Below are 19,688 nucleotides of genomic sequence, written 5' to 3' on the forward strand. Positions count from 1 at the left end.
ATCAGCGCCTCCACTGCACCTCACTGATACAGGCGGAGGCTGTTTCCGTCGATTCTTGCAGCTGTGAGCCGGACCCGTTCGTTCGGTGTGTCGTTCGGCCCGTGAAAGACCAGGTAGTCGCGCCCGCCGGAGGTGCGGAGGACCATGCCATGCCCGCCGTTGCCCGGCCACAGGGGTTCATCCTGCTGCACCCATGGCCCCATCAGCGTTCCCCCTGCTGACTCGGCGATACCCATGGCATAACCGGCTTCGCCGTGGCTGGACCACAGCATCAGCAGTGACCCTTGTGGTGAACGGAGGAGGAACGGCCCGTCGGTAAACAGCGGGTCCTTGGCAAGGTTCAGTGCCGGCGGAGGTTCTGCACCGTCCGGGAGACGCAGCGGCCTGGCCCAGGGGGCCGAGGAGGCCGTGAACAGCAGGACCGGCTCACCAACGGCCGCGCGAAGATCATGGGCCAAGCGGACCGCGCACATGTGGCCGTCGGCGGTCCCCGGTTCCTCCTGCGTCCCTTCCGCCCCGCGGCTGTAGACCAGCCACCGGGCGCCGGCGTCGTCAACGTAGAGTGTTCCATCCAGGCAGGGCTGCGCGGCCGGGGTGACCGGTCCGTCGCTCCACGGCCGGTAAGGGCCGATCGCCGCATCGGCAACGAGCACCACAACGCCCCGAGGGCGGGCCCGGGACGATGTTGCGAGCGTGGCAAACATGAAGAACCGCCCGTCCAGCGAATACACCTCCGGAGCCCAGAACTGGATGTCCGCCCAGAAATCCGCCGGCGGCCGGAAGGCGGCAAAAGGTCCATCCCAATGTTCCAGGTCCTCGCTGGTGTAGCAGTCAAAGCCGGTGGCCGGTCCGCCCCACACATTTTCATCGCTGGTCCCGAACAGGACGAACCCGCCGGGAGCGGACTCCAGGATGAACGGGTCCCGCATCCTGATGGCGTCGAGGCGCAGGGCAGGTTCCGCCCGGGCAGCGGCCCCCATCAGCGGGCCACCGACGGTTCCCGCACCGCAACAGGGCAGTCAAAGCGGCGCGTCCCGCCCTCCATGGCGTGCCGGGATCCGTCCGGAAGCACGACGTCGGCCGCCGCCCCGGCAGGGACGGCCGCCTCCAGACGGAACGCACCGCCGTCGAGCACCCATTCCACCCGGACCTCGCCGTGCGGGGTTTTCAGGGCGGTTTTGGCCCAGCTGATCCCTTCCCCCGGCTGCGGGGCGATGAGCACCCGGGCGTAACCGGGTTCCAGCGGCCGGATGCCGCCGATGGCTTTGTGCATCCAGTCGGCCACCGCGCCCAGGGCGTAGTGGTTGAAGCTGGTCATTTCACCGGGGTTGATGGTGCCGTCCGGGAGCATGGAATCCCAGCGTTCCCAGACCGTGGTGGCGCCCATCGTCACCGGGTACAGCCAGGACGGGCAGCCCTCCTCAAGCAGCAGCCGGTAGGCCTCGTCCACGTGGCCGGTGTCCGTCAGCGCGTGGGTGATGAACGGGGTGCCGGCGAACCCGGTGGACACGCGGTAGTTGTTGGCCCTGACGAGTTCGGCCAGGCGGTTCCCGGCGAATTCCCGCAGCTCCGGGGTGGGCAGGATGCCGAAGGCGATGGCCAGCGCGTAGACGGTGGTGCAGTCGCTGCGGATGCTGCCGCCGGCTGTCACGTAGTGTTCAGCGAAGGCGGTCCGCACCCGGGCGGCGAGCGCCTCGAAGTACGCTTCGTCGTCGTGCTTGCCCAGCAGCCCGGCAGCCTGCGCTGTGAGGCGCGCGGTGCGGTACATGCAGGCGGTGGCCACCACGCCGGTGTCCGCCTTGGCCGCCCATGGCTGGTCCGGCGCGGCGTCCGGGTCCAGCCAGTCGCCGAACTGGAAGCCGGAGTCCCACAGGCCGGTGGGCGAGAGCAGCCCCTCCACCCGGCGGGTGTGCGAGGCCATTGACTCATACTGGTTCCGCAGCACGCTGATGTCCCCGTAGGCCTCCCAGAGTGCCCACGGCACCCACACGGAGGCTTCGCTCCAGACCGCCGAGGATTCCGGGGCCGGGAATTCCGGCGGTTGCGGGCAGTACTTCAGGGCATCGGGCACGGTGATGGGTACCAGGCCGTTTGCCGCTTTTTGCTCGGCGGAGAGGTCCAGCAGCCAGTCCTGCAGGAAGCCCTTGACGTCGTACAGGTAGGCGGCGGTGGGGGCGAAGACCGCTATGTCGCCGGTCCAGCCCAGGCGCTCATCGCGCTGCGGGCAGTCGGTGGGCAGGTCCAGGAAGTTCCCGCGGAGGCCCCAGACGATGTTGCGGTGCAGCTGGTTGACGAGTTCGTTGGAGCATTCGAAGGTGCCGGTGCGCTCGAGGTCGGAGTGGACCACCACGGCCTCGACGTCATCCGCGGTCAGCGTTCCCGGCCAGCCGGCGATTTCGGCGTAGCGGAAGCCGTGGAAGGTCTTGGTGGGTTCAAAGACGTCTTCCCCGCCGGAGAGGATGAACGTGTCCGTGACCTTCGCGGACCGCAGGGGCCGGACGCCGAGTTCGCCGTTTTCCAGCACCTCGGCGTGCCGGACGGTGATGGCCTGCCCGGCCTCGCCCCGAACGGTGAACCGGAGCCAGCCCACCAGGTTCTGGCCGAAGTCCACCAGTGTCCGGCCGCCGGGTGAGGTGAAGATTTCCACGGGACGGATGACGCCGGCACGCACCACCGGCGGGCCGACAGGCTGAGCGAGCCGGCCGCCGTCGAACGCCAGTTCACGCACGCCCGTCCAGCCAGCGCCGGGCACATAGCCGGGCTCCGCCCAGCCCTTCTGATAAAGGCGCGCGTCGATGGTCTGCCCGTCGTAGAGGTCGTTGAAGGTGGTGGCGGAGGGGCCTGCCTGCCAGGTGGTGTCCGACGCGATCGACTGGACGTGGCCGTCCTCGAACTCGATGTCCAGCTGCCCGAAGAACCCCAGTTCACTGCCGTAGAGGTTGGACATGCCGTGCCAGGCCAGCCGGCCGCGGTACCAGCCGTTGCCCAGTTCCACCCCCAGCACGCTGGTGGGGGCCACCAGGGACGTGACGTCGTAGCTGCGGTAGCGGAGCCGCCACTCGTAGGAGCTCCAGCCCGGGCTCAGGACGTCGTCCGCCACCGGTGAGCCGTTGATGAACGCCTCATAGACGCCGAAGGCAGTGGCCCGCAGCGTCGCCCTCGCCACGCCGCCGTGGCCCTCCTCGAGCGCAAATTCCTTGCGGAGCAGCGGGGCGCCGTCGAAGTCCTGCTCGGGCGAAATCATGGCGGCGAGCCAGGGAGTGGAAGTCATGGAAGAAGGGGTCCGTTCTGTGTAGCGGGTTGCAGGTGTGCAGGCAGTGACAGCCTGGCGGTGGGCTAGAGGGGTATAACGTCCAGTGCATTCGGGGCGATGATCTCTCCCTCGTAGCTAACGGCTTCGGCCGCTGGAACCGCCATCGCAAGCCAGGTGGACGGCGGTTGCGCAACAGGCGTGTAGTGGCTGAAGACCAGCTTCTTGGCTCGCGCTGCATGGGCGACAGCAGGCAGGTCGAGGACGCTGGAGTGTGCCTCGAAAAGATGCTTTTTCAGCTGCTCTCCACGGGGGTGGGGAAGCCCGGCTGCGATGCGCTCAATGGCGCTGTTGTCCTGCGTTTCATGGACGAGCACATCACACCCCTTGGCGATGGCGGCAAGATTAGCGTCATGGGCGGCCGTGTCACCCGAAAAGACCACCACCTTGCCTGTGCTCTTGACCGTAAACCGGTAGGCGTAGGCGTTCGCCACTTCCGGACCGTGGAACACCCGGGTGGCATCAACACCGACGTTGGCGTCCTCCATGACAGGGACGATGCTCCCGTCCCGGGGGATCTCTACGTCATGGCCATCAGGTGCCGTGAAGGCACCGAAGCCGCCGCCGGACTCGAACAGAGCGATGTCGTCCTCAAAGCCGGCGAGGAGGTTCGTTGCTTTCTGCTTGGTCCCTGGTGGGCCCCAGAGATTCACGGCGGGCAGGGGTGGCCGTGCTGTCCACCCGTGCAGCAGGAGTCCCGGCAGCCCGGAAGTGTGGTCCAGGTGGTGGTGCGTGATGAACACGTGGCGAATGCCCGCGAATCCCAGTCCGGCCCTGACGAGCTGTCGTGACGTATCAAGCCCGCAGTCCACCAGATACACCGCGTCATTGACCACCAGTGCCAAGGCGGGTTTGGCTTCGTCGGGACCCACGACGGGACCGCCGTTGACTCCCAGCATGACAATCCTGTCGCTGGATCTGCCTGGCCGCTGTCGTTGCTCTGTCATCAGGGCTCCACTTCTGTGTTGAAGGTTGTCTTTGCAGCGAGGGGTGGCGTCCCCTTCGGTGACTGGAGGTTCAGGCGTAGTGGCAGGCGACGTCGGCCGTCCCCACCCGTCGCAGCGCCGGCCGCTCGGCGGCGCACAGGTCGGTGGCCAGGGGGCAGCGGAGCCGGAAGGGGCAGCCGCCGGGTGCGGGCACCGCAGCCGCCCCGGTGCGAACACCCAGTGATTCGCGGGCCTCGCGGCGCGCCGCCTGCTCCGCCGGACGCGGCACCGGGGAAGCGGCCACGAGCGCCTGGGTGAAGGGGTGCCTCGGGTTTTCGGTGACGGCCGCGGCAGGTCCGCTTTCCATCACCTGCCCGCGGTACAGCACCACCACGCGCTGGGCCAGGAATTGCACCACGGCGATGTCGTGGGCGATGAACAGGTAGCTCAGGCCCCGCTCGTCGCGGAGGTCGGCCAGGAGGTTGAGCACCTGCGCCTGGGTGGAAAGGTCAAGGGCGCTGACGGCTTCGTCGCAGACCACCAGCTGGGGATCGCAGATCAGGGCACGCGCCACGGAAATGCGCTGGCGCTGGCCGCCGGAGAACTGGCTGGGGTACCGGTCCACGGCGTCCCGCGGCAGGCCCACGCGTTCCAGCATGTCCCCGGCCTTGGCACGAGCCTCTGCCGCTGAAACCCCTCGCAGGCGCAGCGGTTCGGCCAGGGACGTGCCGATGGTGTTCCGCGGGTTCAGCGATGAGTTGGGGTCCTGGAAGACGGCACGCAGTTCCCCGCCCAGGTCCCGGCGCTCCGCGGCGCCGGCGGAGGTGATGTCCTTGCCCTGATAGGTGATGGTGCCGCCGGACACCTTTTGCAGGCCCAGGATTGCCTTGCCGATGGTGGACTTTCCGGATCCGGACTCCCCCACCAGTCCCACAGTCTCCCCGGGTGCGATGCTGAAGCTGACATGGTCGACGGCGGCAGGAGCCGCGGCGGCCTTCCGGCCCCGGCCGTAGCGGACCACCAGGTCCTTGACCTCCAGCATGGGAGTTGCGGCGGAAGGCGGCGTGGAATCGCGGCGTTCGGTGACTGCGGTGCTCATGCCAGGTCCTTTTCGACGATGGTCTGCAAACTGCGCGGATTCTGTGTGGGGGTGATCTCCAGGGCGCGGGCGGCGGGTACGTCCGTGGCCAGCCAGTCCATGCCCTCGACGGCGAGCTGGTCCGCTTTGACGCACCGCACCACGCCTGTACCGGCACCCGAGGACAGCAGCGGGACCGGTTCCAGGCAGGCGGACCCGGCGAACTGGCAGCGGGCGGCGAACCGGCACCCGGTGGGCCAGTCCTTGGGCTGGGGTACCTGCCCTTGAATCGTGGCGAGGCGTTCCGGCATGTCGTTTGCATGGTTGGCGTGCGGGTCTGCGGCAAGCAAAGCCAGGGTGTAGGGGTGCCGGGGATTGTCCAGGATGCTGTCCGTCCTGCCGTTCTCCACCACCTGGCCGGCGTACATGACGGCAACCTGGTCACAGATGTCCGCCACCACGCCGAGGTCGTGCGTCACCATCACCACGGACATGCCGGTGTCCGTCACCAGGGCACGCAGCAGGGACAGGATTTCGGCCTGCACCGTGACGTCCAGGGCGGTGGTCGGTTCGTCAGCCACCAGCAGTTTCGGCCGCCCGGCGAGCGCCAGGGCGATGGCCACGCGCTGGGCCATGCCGCCGCTGATCTGGTGCGGATAGGTCTTCAGGATGCGTGCAGCATCCACGATCCCCACCTTCTCCAGAAGGTTCCGGGCTTCCTCCCGGGCCTCCGCCTTGCCCATGCCGCGGAGCCGCCGGATGGTGGCGGTGAGCTGGTAGCCCACCGTGAACATGGGATCCAGGGCGCGCATGGGTTCCTGGCTGATCAGGGCGATGTCCCGGCCGCGGACGGTTTCCATGGCTTTGTCCGTGGTGGCGGCAAGGTTCCTGCCGTTCCAGAGGATGTGGCCGCCCGTGACGGAGACCCCGGACGGCAGCAGCCCCAGGAGGGACAGCGCGGTCATCGTCTTGCCGCAGCCGGACTCCCCCACCAGCCCCAGGACCGTGCCTTGTTCGACGTCGAAGGAGACATCGGTGACCAGGCGGACGCCGCTGCCCGCACCGGTACTGTCGACGCCGACGGAGAGGTTGCGGACGCTGAGCGTCCCCTTCGCCACGCCATCCTGCGTGACGGGAGCGGGGGCTGCTGAAGCGATGGTGGCGACTGCCTTGGCGCGCTGGCGCCGGGCGGCGGCGGAAGGCAGATGTGAGGCGGTGGCGTTGGGCGCCTTGCCGAGGGCGTTGCCGATGGCGTTGGCCGACAGGACGGTCAGGGCAAGTACGGCGCCGGTGGGCACCATCATCCAGGGTGCGTCATAGACGTGCTGGGAGGCGCCTTGGATCATTCCGCCCCAGCTGGGCTGCGGGATGGGCGGCCCGAATCCGATGAACGCCAGGCCTGCCTGGATCAGCATGCCGACGGCGAAGATCAGCGCCGCCTGGACGACGATGGTGTTGGTCAGGCCGGGCAGCACATGGCGCAGGCTGATGCCGGCGGTACTGACACCGTCCACTTTGGCGGCATCCACGTACAGCTGCGACTGAAGGGATTTGGCCTGCCCGAGCATCACCCGGTAGATACCGGCCGAGATCAGGACGCCCAGGATTCCCATGATCATCGGAATATTGGTTCCCACGGCACCGATCACGGCCAGGATGATCACGGTGCCGGGCAGCGACATCATGATCTCGGTGATGCGGCTGACCGCGTTCTCCATCCTTTCGCCGGCGGCTGCGGCCAGCATCGCAAGGAGCGTTCCGAGTCCGACGGCGACAATCACCGTGATCATTGACGTTCCGAGGGTACCGGCTGCTGAGGCGAAGATCCGGCTCAGGAGGTCACGGCCCAGTTCATCCGTGCCAAGCCAGTGCGCGGCGGTTGGGCCGGAGAGCACGGCGGTGAAGTCCTGGTCCTCGGTCTTGAACGGCAGCCACAGCGGGGCAGTCAGGGAGGCGGCCACGAGGACGGCCAGCCAGGCCACCCCTGCGATGCTCCCCGGCGAGCCGAACAGCTTGCTGCCGGTGAACTTCTTCGGCGCGCCCTGGCGACGTGTCTTGCGAAGGTCCGCGGCCGTCGTCGGCTGTGCTTGGTCTGCGGGCGCGGGGGCAACGTTGGGAATCATGAGGCACGCAACTTCGGGTCGAGGAACTTGGTGGCGAGTTCCAGCACCAGGTTCACGGCGACCACCACCACGGTGGCGATCACCACCACGCCCTGCACGGACGGGGCGTCGTGGGTGCTGACGGAGTTCTGGACTGCCTGGCCCAGGCCGGGCATGGCGAACAGTTGCTCCGCGATGACCGAACCGCCGAACAGCTGGATGAACTGCAGGGCGATGCCGGCCACAATCGGGAGGCTGGCATAGCGCAGGGCATGGACGTAGAGGATTTTCCAGGTGGGTGTGGCCGTGGCACGCAGCGTGCGGATGTGTTCCTGCTGCAGGGCTTCGAGCATGGAGGCACGGGTCTGCCGGGCGATGAATGCCCCTCCGCCCACCGCCAGGGTGATCACGGGCAACGCCAAGGACAGGGCCCAGTCCTGTGGGGAGGATTCGAAGGGGACATAACCGGTTGCCGGGAAGACGGAGGACTGGACTGCCAGCAGGTAGACGAAGATGATGCCGATCCAGAAAGCGGGCAGGGCAACGGCCATGCCTGCCACTCCGCCAATGATCCGGTCCACGACGCCGCCGCGGACCGCTGCGGTGACGCCCAGACCGATGCCAAGGACCGCGCTGAGGATGGTGGCGCCGGCAGCCAGCGAGGCGGTGACGGGCAGCCGGCTGGCGAGGTCGGCGCTGACCGAGCGGCCGTCGATGAGCGAGACGCCCAGGTCGCCCTGGACCGCGGAACCAAGCCAGGTGAAGAACTGCGCCGGCAGCGGGTCGTTCCAGCCCATCCGCTGGTTGACCTCGTCGATCGCCTGCTGGGAGGCGCCGGCGCCGAGGGACACGGCCCCGGGGCTGCCCGGCATTGCGTGCACCAGCAGGAATGCCAGGACCGCAACCACCAGCACGGTGGCCAGCGCCATCAGCAGGCGCTTGGTAATGAATAGTGCCATGGTGACCTCCATCGGTCAGGCCCTCCCCGGGCGGCCCTTGCCCTGGTGGACAAGGGCCGCCCGGGACGGTGCGGGTATCAGCTGGCCGGCGTGTAGGACGAGAGGAGCGGGTAGGCGTTGGTGCCGGCGAACTTCACCTGCGCCACCTTCTTGGTGTTGTAGCCCTGGTTCGTAAGTGACTCGTACAGCGGGATCATCCAACCGGATTCCACCAGCCGGGTGTTCAGCTTCGTGGCGGCGGCCTTCACGGCGGCGTCGTCCTTCGCTGCGGCCAGCTCGCCGGTGGCGGCGCTGAGCTGGTCATCGGTGGCCTTTTGGACGTTGGTGAATCCGTTGAGGATGGCGCCGTACATCACGCCGACGGGGTTGTCCCAGTTCAAGGGAGCGTAGCCCAGGGGCGTGGTGGCGACGGCGGCGAAAGCTTCGTCGGTGGAGGCGGCCATCTTTACGTTCATGGTGATGCCGACGGCGGCGAGGTCCTTCTGGACTGCCTGCAGGTCCGTCTGGGTCTGTGCGCCGGCGATGATGGTGAACTCGAAGCCGTTGGGGTAGCCGGCCTCGGCCAGCAGGCTCTTGGCCTTGTCCGGGTTGTACGCGAACTTGGTTTCGAGGTCCTTGGTGAAGCCGGCCGAATCCTTGGGGAGGGCGTTCCAGGCGGGGATGTCGCCCTTGTGCAAGGCGTCCACCAGGGCCTGGCGGTTGATGGCGTACTGGATGGCCTGGCGGACCTTCTCCTGGGCGAACGCCGGGGCGGTCTTGCCGATCTTGTCGAAGGAGATCATGGTGTTGACGGTGCCGCCGATCTGCGAAACGCCGACGCCCTTGGACTTCGCGAAGTCAACGGTGTTCGAGGTCAGCATGGCCACGTCGGCCTGGCCGGAGACCAGGGCGTTGGCGCGGGCCTGCGGGTCCAGGACAACGCTGAAGACCACCTTCTTGTAGGCGTACTTGGAAGCGTCAGCGCTCTTGTCGTTCTTCACCAGGACGTATTTGTTGCCCTTCACCGTGGAGGGGTCAAGGGTGTACGGGCCGGAACCGTCAGGGGTCGCCGCGAGGCTGGAGGTGTCGGCGACACCGTTCTTGCCCACGATCATGCCGGTGGTGGAGGCCAGGTTCTTCTCGAATCCGGGCTGCGGCTTGGCGAAGGTCAGGGCCACCTGGGTGGGGCTGACCACGTCCACGGAGGTGATTTCCTGGGCGCCGCCCTTGGCGACGGCGGAGTAGGCGCTCAGCGCGGGATCGGAGCGGCGGTCCAGGTTGGCCTTGACCAGGGCGGCATCCAGTTTGGAGCCGTCGGTGAACGTGACGTCATCCTTGAGGTTCAGCGTCAGGACGGTGTTGTCCGCGTTGTAGCTGAAGTCCTTGGCCAGGCCCGGACCTGCGGAACCGTCCGGCTGAAGGGTCATCAGGCTGTCGTAGAGGCCTTCGAAGAACTGGCGCTGGGCTGCGGAGACGCGCAACGGGTCGAAACCGAAGGAGGCTGAGTCACTGTCGATGGCCAGGGTGAGGCTGCTGGTATCAGCCTTTGCGGCGGCCTGGCTGGACCCGCCGCCGCAGGCGGCCAAGGAACCCATCAGCAGGGCACCGGCCAGAACGGCGGAGCTCGCACGGGCGGTGGAGTTCGGAAGTTTCATGTAGTGCGCCTTTGCATTCTGATGTGATGACGGAGGAACGGATGTGGGGGCTGGCTGCTCGCCGGCTCCCTTCAAGAATCAGCCGGGGCCACAGGCGCCAAACATGACAATGTCATTGATTGAAAAAGTATTGTGGCGGCGGTCACGCCGGGCGGAAGGATGGATGGAAGGCAGCGAAGCCTCGGACGCCTGCACGCGTCCATCACGAAAGGAACCCCATGACCAACCCGTTCCCCCGCGACTTCCTTTGGGGCGTGGCCACCGCCGGCCACCAGGTGGAAGGCAACAACGTCAACAGCGATACTTGGTTCCTGGAGCACCTTCCCGAAACGATTTTCGCGGAGCCGTCCGGGGATGCCGTGGACCATTACCACCGTTACGGCGAGGACATCGCACTGATCGCCGGCCTCGGTTTTACCAGCTACCGTTTCTCCATGGAATGGGCCCGGATCGAGCCGGAGGAAGGCCAGTTTTCGGTGGCTGCGCTGGACCACTACAAGCGGGTGCTGGAAGCCTGCCATGAACACGGACTCACCCCCGTGGTCACGTTCCACCACTTCACGTCACCGCTGTGGCTCCTCCGGATCGGCGGCTGGGAGGGCAGCCGGACACCCGAACTCTTCGCACGCTACTGCGACCGGGTCATGGCCCACCTCGGTGACCTGATCGGCGTCGCCTGCACCCTGAACGAGCCCAACCTCCCTTGGCTGCTGGAGTCATTCGGCATCGGCGGGGAAGCCCCCGAGAACCGCGGCATGGTGCCCATCTGGGCCGCCGCCGCCGAGCGCCTGGGCGTGGAGGCCGCCACCCTCGCGCCGTTCCAGTTCTGCTCCACCGAAGCCGGTTTCGAGGTTAAGGTTGCCGCGCACCGGGCCGCCACCAAGGCCATCAAGGCCCGCCGCCCGGACCTCCAGGTGGGGTGGACCCTCGCAAACTCCGATATCCAGGCGCTGCCCGGTGGCGAAGGGATTGCAGACCAGGTACGCCGCGACGTCAACGAACGCTTCCTCGAAGCCTCCCGCGGCGACGACTTCGTGGGCATCCAAACCTACGGCCGCACCGTGTACGGCCCGGACGGCCATGCCCCGGCGCCGGAGGGTGTGCCCACCAACCAGATGGGCGAGGAAATCTATCCCCAGGCGCTGGAGGCCACCATCCGCGAGGCCAACAGGATCGCCGGCATCCCGGTGATCGTCACCGAGAACGGCCTGGCCACCGAGGATGACACGCAGCGGGTAGCGTACCTGCGGACGGCCGTCGACGGCGTAGCTTCCTGCCTCGCGGACGGCATCGATGTCCGCGGGTACATCGCCTGGACCGCGTTCGACAACTTCGAGTGGATCTTCGGCTACGGGCCCAAGTTCGGCCTGATCGCCGTCGACCGCTCCACCCAGGAACGGACCCCCAAGGAGAGCGCACGCTGGTTGGGGAACCTGGCCAGGGAGCACGCCCGGGCCGGGGCACCGCAGCCCGCCTAGCACCAAGGGCAATGGTCCGGGTTTCCACGGGAAGCCCGGACCATTTGCCTTTCGCGTTGCGCCTACCCAAGCATGCGCAGCCTTGCGACCAGGTCCGCCACGACAAGCCTCGAATCCACTGAAGTGTAGGTCCGCCGCTGCGGCACGGTTCCCGTCTCCGTGAAAGTGCTCGTGGCGCCGTCCAATCCGGTGACTGCCAAAGGTGCGCTGTCTCCCAGGCACCACAGCGGTCCGAACTGCACGAAGTCCGCGGCTGCCGGGTCCGTGAAATAGTTGTATTCTTCCTCGTTCCTGGCAGCCCCGCCCACCCACGCCAGCGTGAGGGCGGAGGCGAGGCCCGGATCCAGCAGGAGTGCATCAGCCACGTTCGTGAGGGGGCCGGCGCAGACGAGGATTAACGGGAGGTCCCCACCGGTTGCGGCCGCCTCCACGATGGCCTGCGCGGCTGGATTCCCTCGCCGCTTCCCGGTGAAGGTGGTGTCCGGTCCGGAACATACGTCGGCGAGGTCCGCCAAAGTCAGGGCCTGGAGCAGGCTGCCCGCCAGCTCCGAGCCCCGCTGTGCCATGCCGGCGGTCGGGCCGAACATGGGGTTGGTCAGCGAGCTCGTGACGGCGACAATCCGGTTGGCGGGGGACAGCGCATGGTGAGCCAGGGCCACCAGCCCGTCGGGATCACCGGCCCAGTCGTTGTCGATAATCACCCTGCAGCGGGTTGCAACGCGGATCATGTCCATCCTGGTCCATTCTCTTGGGTCCGGGTCAGCCAGGCGCCGGCATGGACGCGGATCCCGGCACAACGGGTAGTCTCAGGAGCAAGTCTTGCCGCCAGGCGGATGGCGGAGGACGCAGCTTTCATTCACCGGAACGCTGCCTCCGAAAAGACAGACCAGGCCGCTCAGTCCTTGTGCCTGCTAGAGATTCGGGGGGATCTGTGCCGCGGTCAGGCCAGTGGGGCAGGGCGTACTTTGCCGTTCAAGCTGTGGCCGGGTGTTTGTGGTGGATTGCGGTATTCCTGGACCCGGCGGTGCGCCGGGCAACGCTGGGAGGCCTGGACCCGTTCCTTGTTGCCGTATTCGACGTTCCGCTGTTTGTCCTTGCCTCTGCGGCCGCAGCCTGCGGAGTGCGGTCCGCAGCGTTTGCCGGCACCGTGTGGACCACCGTTGTTGCCGTCGCCCTGGCCGTCTATGCCACGGTGAGCACCCAGGCGGGCCTCGGTGTGCTGGCCATGGGCGCCGCCACTGCGGGGTCGGTTGCCGGACTGTGCCTGGTGCTGTTAGGCCGCATCCCCACGGCGTGGATTGTCCGGGGCCCTTTTGCGTTCCGTCCGGCCCCGAAACGCACCAAGGCAAGAGTCCATGTTGCCGCCACGTTCGGACAGATTGTCGTGTTCTGGGGTTTCTTCCTCGGGCTGGTACCGGCCTGCCTGGCCTTTCTCGAGCAGCGCTGGGGGTTGGGCCTGGACATCCCTGCCGTTGCCGTCCCGGCCGGCGTCGCCATCCTCATCCTTGCGAGCGCTTTGGGGATCTGGTCTGCCGCCGTGATGTCCACCCTCGGGGACGGGACACCGTTGCCGTCCGTGATGGCAAACCGCCCGGTGGTTGCCGGGCCGTACCGCTGGATCCGCAATCCGATGGCGGTGGCGGGCATTGTGCAGGGGGCCGCCGTCGGGCTCATCCTGCAGTCGTGGCTGGTGGTTGGCTATGCGGTGCTGGGCTCACTGGTGTGGAACTATGCCGTCAGGCCATTGGAAGAAGCAGACCTCTCGAAGCGTTTTGGCCAGGAATTCCAGCGCTACCGCGAAACCGTCCGGTGCTGGATCCCGACTTTTCCCGGTAGCCGCCGTACCGGCACCGCTAATCAACGGCCGGTTCGCGAATAACCAGCACCGGGCAGTGTGCGTGGTGGATGGTCTGGTGCGAAACGGAGCCAAGCATCATGCCGGTGAATCCGCCGTGGCCGCGGGAGCCCACCACTATAAGGTTGGCATCTTTGGACGCCTCGATGAGCGCCGAAGCCGGGTTCCCCTCCACGACGCGGCCGGTGATGGCAACGTCCTGGTCCTTGACGCGTTCCAGCTCCGCCTCCAGGATCGCCTGCGCGTCCTTCTCGAAGATTTCATAGTCCCAGGCGGTGCCCAGTGCGTCGCTGACGTAGGGGAAGTTCCAGGCGGTTACGGCCTGCACCTCACCGTGCCGCAGCCTGGCTTCCTGCACGGCCCAGTCCATGGCTGCCCGTGACTGTTCCGATCCGTCCGTTCCCACCACGATCTTGTACTTTCCGTTACCGGCCATGGCTCCCCTTTTCCGTTCCAGGCTTCCAGCCGGGTCAGCCCTGGCCGGCGGCGGCGCCCTGGGCCGGAACGGCCACGGTGGAGTGCTCGGCTTTGGGGGCCTGGTGCGGATTTCCCGCTTCCTTGGCACAGTGGAGGCAGCAGTAGATGCCTGCTTCGCTTTCCACCGGATGGCCCAGGATCCGGCAGCCGCAGTGCTCACAGGCGGGAGCCATCATGTGGATTGCACACTCAAAGCTGTCGAACGTGCCGGTCTGGTTTCCCATACTGACGGTAAACATGCGGCCCTCGCTGCTGCCGCAGACATCGCACGCGCCCATGGTCCCTGCCTCCTGATATTGCTGCCTGTTCCGGACAATCAAGTTGACCGCTTGGAGCCTTTTCCTGCCTAGGGGCGAAGGTCCTCCGGCAGCTAGAGGTGGCGGAGGTAGCGTTCGGGCGAGTCCATGAACCGTTGCCAGTTCGCCACGAGCTCCAGCTCCGCCCAGGACCGGGACCGCAAACCCCAAGGCCCCGCTTCCAGGATGGTCGCGCCGGGCAAGGCGGCCAGCAGCGGCGAATGGGTGGACATGATCACCTGGGACTGGCCGCCGGCCAACAGTTCCTTCAGGACGGACAGGAGGCTCAGGCAGCCCGAAAAGGACAGTGCGGATTCCGGTTCGTCAAGGACCCAGAGTCCGGCTCCGCGGAACCGGTCGGCTGCCAACTGCAGGAAGGACTCGCCATGGGACATGTCATGGAACGGGATGTCCGGCGTGAACGTGCTGGGATTCTCCTCCAGGTAGGTGTACAGCCCGTGCATTGTCTCGGCCCGGAGAAAGTAGCCCCGCCGGGTGGCGCCCGGGTTCCGGACCAGCTGCAAATGGTCGCCGAGGACGGACTCAGTAGGCCGGGTGGTGTGCCTGGCGCCCGTGGACCCGCCCTCCGGGGACAGCCCGTAGGCGAGCGCGATGCCTTCCACCAGCGTGGATTTACCCGAGCCGTTCTCACCCACCAGGATGGTGGCCGGCCCCAGGTCGAGGCCTTGGTCGAGGACTTGGGCCACCGGCGGCAGGACGGCCGGCCAGCGTACGCGGTCAAGGACGTTCAAGGGGTCCTCTGCCAGGCGCCGGATCGGGTAGGAGCGCAGGGGCATGGGCCCATTCTTACAGGAAAAGATTCTTCTCCACTTCACCCATCCATCCCGGGTCCCGCTCCGAAGTCCAGTGGAACAGGTGTACCAAAGGCTAGGACGGGACAATGGATGCCGTGGACCAGCAAGCCCTGACGGGGGCCGTCATCAAGGAGCACCGGCTGGATATCTCGCAGCTGTGGCTCGAATTCGTGGGGCTAGGCGGCGACGCCTCGGAACAACTCATCCGTGCGTACTGCGCCGGCGAAGCCACCCTGTCGGCGAAGGAACGGGACGCCCTGTCGTTGGCCGTCAATGAGCACTGCACTGCCAAGGGCCTGCCGCTCCGGGCACCACTGAGCAGTTCCGCCCTGATCCTCCGGAACACCCGGAAGGACTCCCCGTCGGGAGGCCCGCAAAGCTGAGCAGGTCCGGGGGCGCCGTGTGGCGCCCCGGCGACGTAACCTGTCAACCATGACCCTCCTCTCCACCCCCGGCGGTTCCCTTCGCGGCACCTCCCTCGTAACTGACGGGACCACTGTCCACCGGTTCCTTGGCATCCCGTACGCCGGGCCGGCGTCGGGCGTGAACCGCTTCCGTCCGCCCGTGCCGCTGGAGTCGTGGGACGGGGTGCTGGACTGCACCGCCGCCGGGCCTGCGGCACCGCAAAACCCCGAATCCCCGGCACCTCCAGGTGCCGTGCCGCGGAGGTGGAGCGAGGACGGCTGCCTGAACCTGAACGTCTGGGTGCCGGAAACCGGCGGCCAGGCGCTGCCGGTGATGGTTTGGATCCATGGCGGTGCGTACCTGCTGGGCGCCAACAGCGATGCCATGTACGACGGCGCCAGGCTCGCCGCCGCGGCGGGCGCGGTGGTGGTGTCCATCAATTACAGACTCGGCGCGCTGGGCTTCCTGCACCTGGCGGACCTGCTGGGGGACGGGTACGTCGACTCGTCCAACGTTGCATTGCTGGACCAGCTGGAGGCCCTTCGCTGGGTCCGCCGCAACATTGGCGCCTTCGGCGGCGACCCGGGGAACGTGACCATTTTTGGCGAGTCGGCAGGAGCCGCGGCGATTGGCACCCTGCTGGGGATGCCGGCGTCGGAAGGGCTGTTCCGCCGGGCCATCATGCAAAGCGGAACGGCCGAGCGCTTCCGCCAACCGGAGGAGTCCGCGCGGATCAGCGCGGCATTCCTTGACCTGTGCGGCCTGGCCCCCTCGTCTGCAGCGGAACTCCTCACCCTCCCGGTGGAGCAGCTGCTGGCAGCGCAAAAAGGCCTTGAGAAGCGTTTCGCCGCGCAGTCCTACGCAGTCCCGCTCCCCTTCCAGCCGACAGTGGGGACGCCGTCATTGCCGGCGCCGCCGCTCGACGCGGTCCGGAACGGGGTGAACAGCGGCGTCGACCTGCTGATCGGAACCAACCTCAACGAGGGATCGTTTGCGGTGGAGATGCGCCCGCCCTCGCCGGCCGACCCCGGATACCCGGAGCGTGCCGCCGCCGTCCTTGCCGCGTCCGGGATTCCTGCCGCCCATGCCGGCGGATACGCGGCCGCGCTGGAGGAGGTGCTGCAGCGTGAACCGGCAGGCAAGGAACTCCTGGAATCCGCCATTGCCGATTCCCTGTACCGGCAGCCCAGCAACCGGCTCCTGGCGGCACGGCGCGCGGCGGGCGCCGCCGGGAAGAGCTTCGCCTACCTGTTCACATGGCGCAGCCCGGCCATGGGCGGCAAGCTCGGGGCCTGCCATGCCCTGGAAATCCCGTTCGTCTTCCGGCACCTGGACGCACCGGCGGCGGCTTTCCTCACCCGCGGCAGCGCACCACGCCGGCTCAGCGGCGCCATGAGCGGGGCCTGGGCAGCTTTTGCGCGGACGGGGTCACCGGACACGGCCCAGCTGGCGTGGCCCGAGTACGGGCACGGACGCAGCACCATGGTGTTCGACGACGAGACGCGCCTCGAGGCCGACCCGCGCGGTGCGCTCCGGGCGTTTTTTGAGGCTGTCAGCCCGCTGCCAGCGAGTTAAGCGTGTCCCGGATGCCGTTCAGGGCGGGGTCCCGCAGTGAGTTGAAGGCCGGTTTAAGCAGCGGCTGGATGATCTTGGCCGGCCCGTTGATGCTGAACTCGGCCGTGTACGTGACCACAGAACCTGTGCCGCTGGCCCGGACGTCGATGGAGTCGTACGAGGTGACGGTCTTGTTCTCGCCCCGGAGCTTGATGTGGTTTTCCGAGAGCTCGATGACCTCGTAGGTCAGGGCCTGGCGTTTGCCGCGAAACTCGGATTCGGCGTGGTACTTGTGCCCCACGGCCACCGGCCCCGGCGTGATCTTGTCCATGACAGGGGTGTTGGGGTCCCATTTGCTGGTGTTCTCGAACTCGCTGAGGAAAGCAAAGGCCTTCTCCGCGGACAGGTTGGTTTCCACACTTCCGGTGACTGTGATCATCATCCCAGTCTAGGAGGACCAGGGCGGGGAGCGGCGGCCATTCTGCGCCGTGGCCCCGCCCAGCTCCGGGGCAGGGCCTGTCAGCAGGACTCGAAGTCGGTGAGCACCTTCACTTTGCCGGCCGAGGCCGACGCCGGGTCGAACGTGTAGCCGATCCATTCCCTGGCGAGGCGGCGGGCGAGTTCGATGCCCACCACCCGCTGTCCCATGGTGAGGACTTGGCAGTCGTTCGACAAGATGGAGCGTTCCACGGAGAAGGAGTCGTGGGCGGCGGTGGCGCGGATGCCTTCGACCTTGTTGGCGGCGATGGCGACGCCGATTCCGGTGCCGCAGAACAGGATGGCCCGGTCAGCGGCGCCGTCCCGGATCATCTCTCCGGCGGCAATGCCCACGTAGGGGTAGGGCCGGGTGAAATCGTCCGGCGCGTCGCTCCGGTTGACGCCGATGTCGATGACCTCGCTGACGCGCGGATCGTTCTTCAGGTCCGCGAGGACCTTGTCCTTGTAGTCCACGCCCGCTTCGTCCGCGCCGACAATGAGCCGCAGCCCCATGGTGTTTCCTTCCCTTGTCAGGACTCAGCGGCCGTCGCCGCAATGGTGGTGGCGCCGGCTTCGGCCCCGGCGGCGGTGAAGTGCGGCCCCATGACGGCGAAGACCATGGCCAGCGATGTGGCGCCGGGATCCGCCGTGCCCAGGCTCTTTTCCGCAAGGGGCCGGGCCCGGCCCTTAAGGGGAAGGAGATCCGCGGTGCCTTCCGCCGCAGCAGCGGATTCCTGCGCGGCTTCCTGCCATGCACGGCCCGTTTCCACGCCCTCGGCCACTGCGCGGCTAAAGGCGGAGGCGAAGGGCAGCAGGGCATCCACCATGGTCTTGTCGCCTGTTTCGGCCTTGCCCAACTGGATGATCCGGTCAGCGAATGCGGTCACGGCTGCTGCCAGCGCGCGCGGTTCAGGGGCCGAGGAGTTGCCCAGCGTCTCGCCAAAGGCACGCAGCGCCGCTCCCCACAGGACGCCGGAGGTGCCCCCTGCCTTGTCCGCCCAGGCGTCCCCGGCGGCAGCCAGCACATCACCGGCACCGGCGCCGTGGCCCAGGGCGGCGGAGGCGGCTGCGGCGGCCGCGTCGACGCCGCGGACCATGCCCCGGCCGTGGTCGCCGTCGCCGGCAATCGCATCCATGCGGCCCAGCCGCTCTTCGGCGTCGTGCAGGGACGAACGGGCGGCATCAATGGCCGCTACGCAGGCGGCGGCGTACTCGCGGGAGGCGTCCGTGGCGACGAACGCCGCAGCGGCCGCGCCGCCCTCGGCCGTTTCCTCGACGCCCCGGGCCCCGGTTTCCCGGGCAGCGCTGCCGCGGCGGTACGCGGGAGTCTCTGCCGGGGCAACCCACAGCGGCTCAAGTTCCTCATCAAGCCAGGTGACTGTCAGCGAGACGCCGGCCATGTCCAGGCTGGTCACCAGCTCGCCCACCTCGGGCATCACCAGCGTGTAGCCGGCGGCACGCAGCAGCGGCGCCACGGTCCCCCAAAGCACGAACAGCTCCTCATGCTTGGTGGAGCCGAGGCCGTTGAGGATGACGGCGATGCTGCTGCCGGCGTGCGGTGGCGTTTCGGCGAGCACCCGGGACACCAGTTCCTGCCCGAGGTCCTTGGCCGAAGGCAGGTCGGTGTCGTGCAGGCCGGGTTCGCCGTGGATGCCCAGGCCCAGGCCCATCTGCCCTTCGGGCAGGGTGAACAGGGGCGATTCGGCGCCCGGGAAGGTGCAGCCGGCAAACGCGCTGCCGATGGTCCGCGTCAGGTCGTTGGCCTTGCGGCCCAGGCGGACCACCTCGGCCAGGTCCGCGCCGTTCTCGGCGGCGGCGCCCATGACCTTGAACACCGTGAAGTCACCGGCGATGCCGCGGCGTTTCGCTGATTCCGACGGCGGGGCGCTGGCGATGTCGTCAGTGACCAGGACGTTCTCCACCGCGATGCCCTCGGCGGCAAGGCGCTCGCTGGCCATGCCGAAGTTCATCACGTCGCCGGCGTAGTTGCCGTAGGTGAAGACGACGCCGGCACCGGACTCGGCGGCCTTGGCCACCGAGTAGGCCTGCTGCGCCGACGGCGAGGTGAAGATGTTGCCCACCACCGCGCCATCGGCGAAGCCGGCACCGATCAGCCCGGCGAAGGCCGGGTAGTGGCCCGAGCCGCCGCCGGCCAGGACTGCCACCTTGGGTTGTGCCGGCCGGAAGCGGCGGACGGCACCGCCGGGAACCTGCCGGACCAGGTCCGAGTGGACGTCGCAGAACCCGGCGAGGGCTTCCTCGGCGAAGTCGGAAGGGTCGTTGAAGATCTTTGTCATGGAGGGAGCTTTCTGGCTGGCGCCG

The 19,688-nt window shown here is 67.7% G+C and carries 18 protein-coding genes; 4 read left to right on the plus strand and 14 right to left on the minus strand.

Annotation, left to right across the window (positions count from 1 at the left end; translation table 11 throughout):
- Positions 1 to 20: 20 nt before the first annotated feature.
- From DFO47_RS07815 to DFO47_RS07845, 7 genes are all read right to left on the minus strand, one after another.
- Entirely contained in the window at positions 21 to 980 is a 960-nt protein-coding gene (locus tag DFO47_RS07815) for a glycoside hydrolase family 43 protein (RefSeq protein ID WP_243835384.1), read from the minus strand.
- A complete protein-coding gene (locus DFO47_RS07820) occupies positions 980 to 3,271 on the minus strand; it encodes an alpha-L-rhamnosidase (protein WP_133831254.1) in 2,292 nt (763 codons plus the stop codon). The genes DFO47_RS07815 and DFO47_RS07820 overlap by 1 nt, the downstream gene beginning before the upstream one ends.
- A 65-nt stretch (positions 3,272 to 3,336) precedes the next feature.
- Positions 3,337 to 4,257 (minus strand): MBL fold metallo-hydrolase, encoded by a 921-nt coding sequence (locus tag DFO47_RS07825; RefSeq protein ID WP_133831255.1) that lies wholly within the window; start codon positions 4,255 to 4,257, stop codon positions 3,337 to 3,339.
- Positions 4,258 to 4,327: 70 nt separating this feature from the next.
- On the minus strand, positions 4,328 to 5,335 hold the full coding sequence (locus tag DFO47_RS07830; protein WP_133831256.1) for an ABC transporter ATP-binding protein: 1,008 nt from the start codon (positions 5,333 to 5,335) through the stop codon (positions 4,328 to 4,330).
- A complete protein-coding gene (locus DFO47_RS07835) occupies positions 5,332 to 7,437 on the minus strand; it encodes a dipeptide/oligopeptide/nickel ABC transporter permease/ATP-binding protein (RefSeq protein WP_133831257.1) in 2,106 nt (701 codons plus the stop codon). Before DFO47_RS07835 ends, DFO47_RS07830 begins: the two co-directional genes overlap by 4 nt.
- Positions 7,434 to 8,387, minus strand: a complete 954-nt coding sequence (locus DFO47_RS07840; RefSeq protein ID WP_133831258.1) for an ABC transporter permease — start codon at positions 8,385 to 8,387, stop codon at positions 7,434 to 7,436. Before DFO47_RS07840 ends, DFO47_RS07835 begins: the two co-directional genes overlap by 4 nt.
- A gap of 65 nt (positions 8,388 to 8,452) precedes the next feature.
- Positions 8,453 to 10,009, minus strand: a complete 1,557-nt coding sequence (locus DFO47_RS07845) for an ABC transporter substrate-binding protein (protein ID WP_133831259.1) — start codon at positions 10,007 to 10,009, stop codon at positions 8,453 to 8,455.
- Between the two features lie 218 nt (positions 10,010 to 10,227).
- Between DFO47_RS07845 and DFO47_RS07850 the strand changes: the two genes are divergently transcribed.
- On the plus strand, positions 10,228 to 11,487 hold the full coding sequence (locus tag DFO47_RS07850; protein ID WP_133831260.1) for a family 1 glycosylhydrolase: 1,260 nt from the start codon (positions 10,228 to 10,230) through the stop codon (positions 11,485 to 11,487).
- Positions 11,488 to 11,549: 62 nt separating this feature from the next.
- Here DFO47_RS07850 and DFO47_RS07855 read toward each other — a convergent pair whose 3' ends face one another.
- Positions 11,550 to 12,215, minus strand: a complete 666-nt coding sequence (locus DFO47_RS07855) for a nucleoside hydrolase (RefSeq protein ID WP_243835386.1) — start codon at positions 12,213 to 12,215, stop codon at positions 11,550 to 11,552.
- Positions 12,216 to 12,418: 203 nt separating this feature from the next.
- Here DFO47_RS07855 and DFO47_RS07860 point away from each other — a divergent pair, with 203 nt between their 5' ends.
- Positions 12,419 to 13,366, plus strand: coding sequence for an isoprenylcysteine carboxylmethyltransferase family protein (locus tag DFO47_RS07860; RefSeq protein WP_133831262.1), 948 nt, complete (start codon positions 12,419 to 12,421; stop codon positions 13,364 to 13,366).
- On the opposite strand, the gene DFO47_RS07865 is transcribed toward DFO47_RS07860, so the two are convergent.
- The 3 genes from DFO47_RS07865 to DFO47_RS07875 all read right to left on the minus strand — a co-directional run bounded on the left by DFO47_RS07865 (position 13,341) and on the right by DFO47_RS07875 (position 14,912).
- On the minus strand, positions 13,341 to 13,778 hold the full coding sequence (locus DFO47_RS07865; protein WP_109044011.1) for a universal stress protein: 438 nt from the start codon (positions 13,776 to 13,778) through the stop codon (positions 13,341 to 13,343). The genes DFO47_RS07860 and DFO47_RS07865 overlap by 26 nt on opposite strands.
- A 34-nt stretch (positions 13,779 to 13,812) precedes the next feature.
- Positions 13,813 to 14,043, minus strand: a complete 231-nt coding sequence (locus DFO47_RS07870) for a hypothetical protein (protein ID WP_243835387.1) — start codon at positions 14,041 to 14,043, stop codon at positions 13,813 to 13,815.
- Positions 14,044 to 14,189: 146 nt separating this feature from the next.
- A complete protein-coding gene (locus tag DFO47_RS07875) occupies positions 14,190 to 14,912 on the minus strand; it encodes an AAA family ATPase (RefSeq protein ID WP_133831264.1) in 723 nt (240 codons plus the stop codon).
- A 104-nt stretch (positions 14,913 to 15,016) separates the two neighbouring features.
- Between DFO47_RS07875 and DFO47_RS07880 the strand changes: the two genes are divergently transcribed.
- Both DFO47_RS07880 and DFO47_RS07885 read left to right on the plus strand, forming a co-directional pair.
- On the plus strand, positions 15,017 to 15,313 hold the full coding sequence (locus tag DFO47_RS07880; protein WP_133831265.1) for a hypothetical protein: 297 nt from the start codon (positions 15,017 to 15,019) through the stop codon (positions 15,311 to 15,313).
- 49 nt (positions 15,314 to 15,362) lie between these two features.
- On the plus strand, positions 15,363 to 16,910 hold the full coding sequence (locus tag DFO47_RS07885; RefSeq protein ID WP_133831266.1) for a carboxylesterase family protein: 1,548 nt from the start codon (positions 15,363 to 15,365) through the stop codon (positions 16,908 to 16,910).
- Here DFO47_RS07885 and DFO47_RS07890 read toward each other — a convergent pair.
- From DFO47_RS07890 to DFO47_RS07900, 3 genes are all read right to left on the minus strand, one after another.
- The gene (locus tag DFO47_RS07890) at positions 16,888 to 17,328 is read right to left on the minus strand and encodes an SRPBCC family protein (protein ID WP_133831267.1); all 441 of its coding nucleotides are present in this window, start codon (positions 17,326 to 17,328) and stop codon (positions 16,888 to 16,890) included. The two genes, DFO47_RS07885 and DFO47_RS07890, sit on opposite strands and share 23 nt — an antisense overlap.
- Before the next feature lie 80 nt (positions 17,329 to 17,408).
- On the minus strand, positions 17,409 to 17,879 hold the full coding sequence (locus tag DFO47_RS07895; RefSeq protein ID WP_133831268.1) for an RpiB/LacA/LacB family sugar-phosphate isomerase: 471 nt from the start codon (positions 17,877 to 17,879) through the stop codon (positions 17,409 to 17,411).
- A 17-nt stretch (positions 17,880 to 17,896) separates the two neighbouring features.
- Complete coding sequence (locus DFO47_RS07900) at positions 17,897 to 19,663, minus strand: dihydroxyacetone kinase family protein (protein ID WP_133831269.1); 1,767 nt, start codon at positions 19,661 to 19,663, stop codon at positions 17,897 to 17,899.
- Positions 19,664 to 19,688 lie beyond the last annotated feature (25 nt).

This window comes from Arthrobacter sp. AG258 (genome assembly GCF_004364695.1).
Taxonomy (GTDB): domain Bacteria; phylum Actinomycetota; class Actinomycetes; order Actinomycetales; family Micrococcaceae; genus Arthrobacter.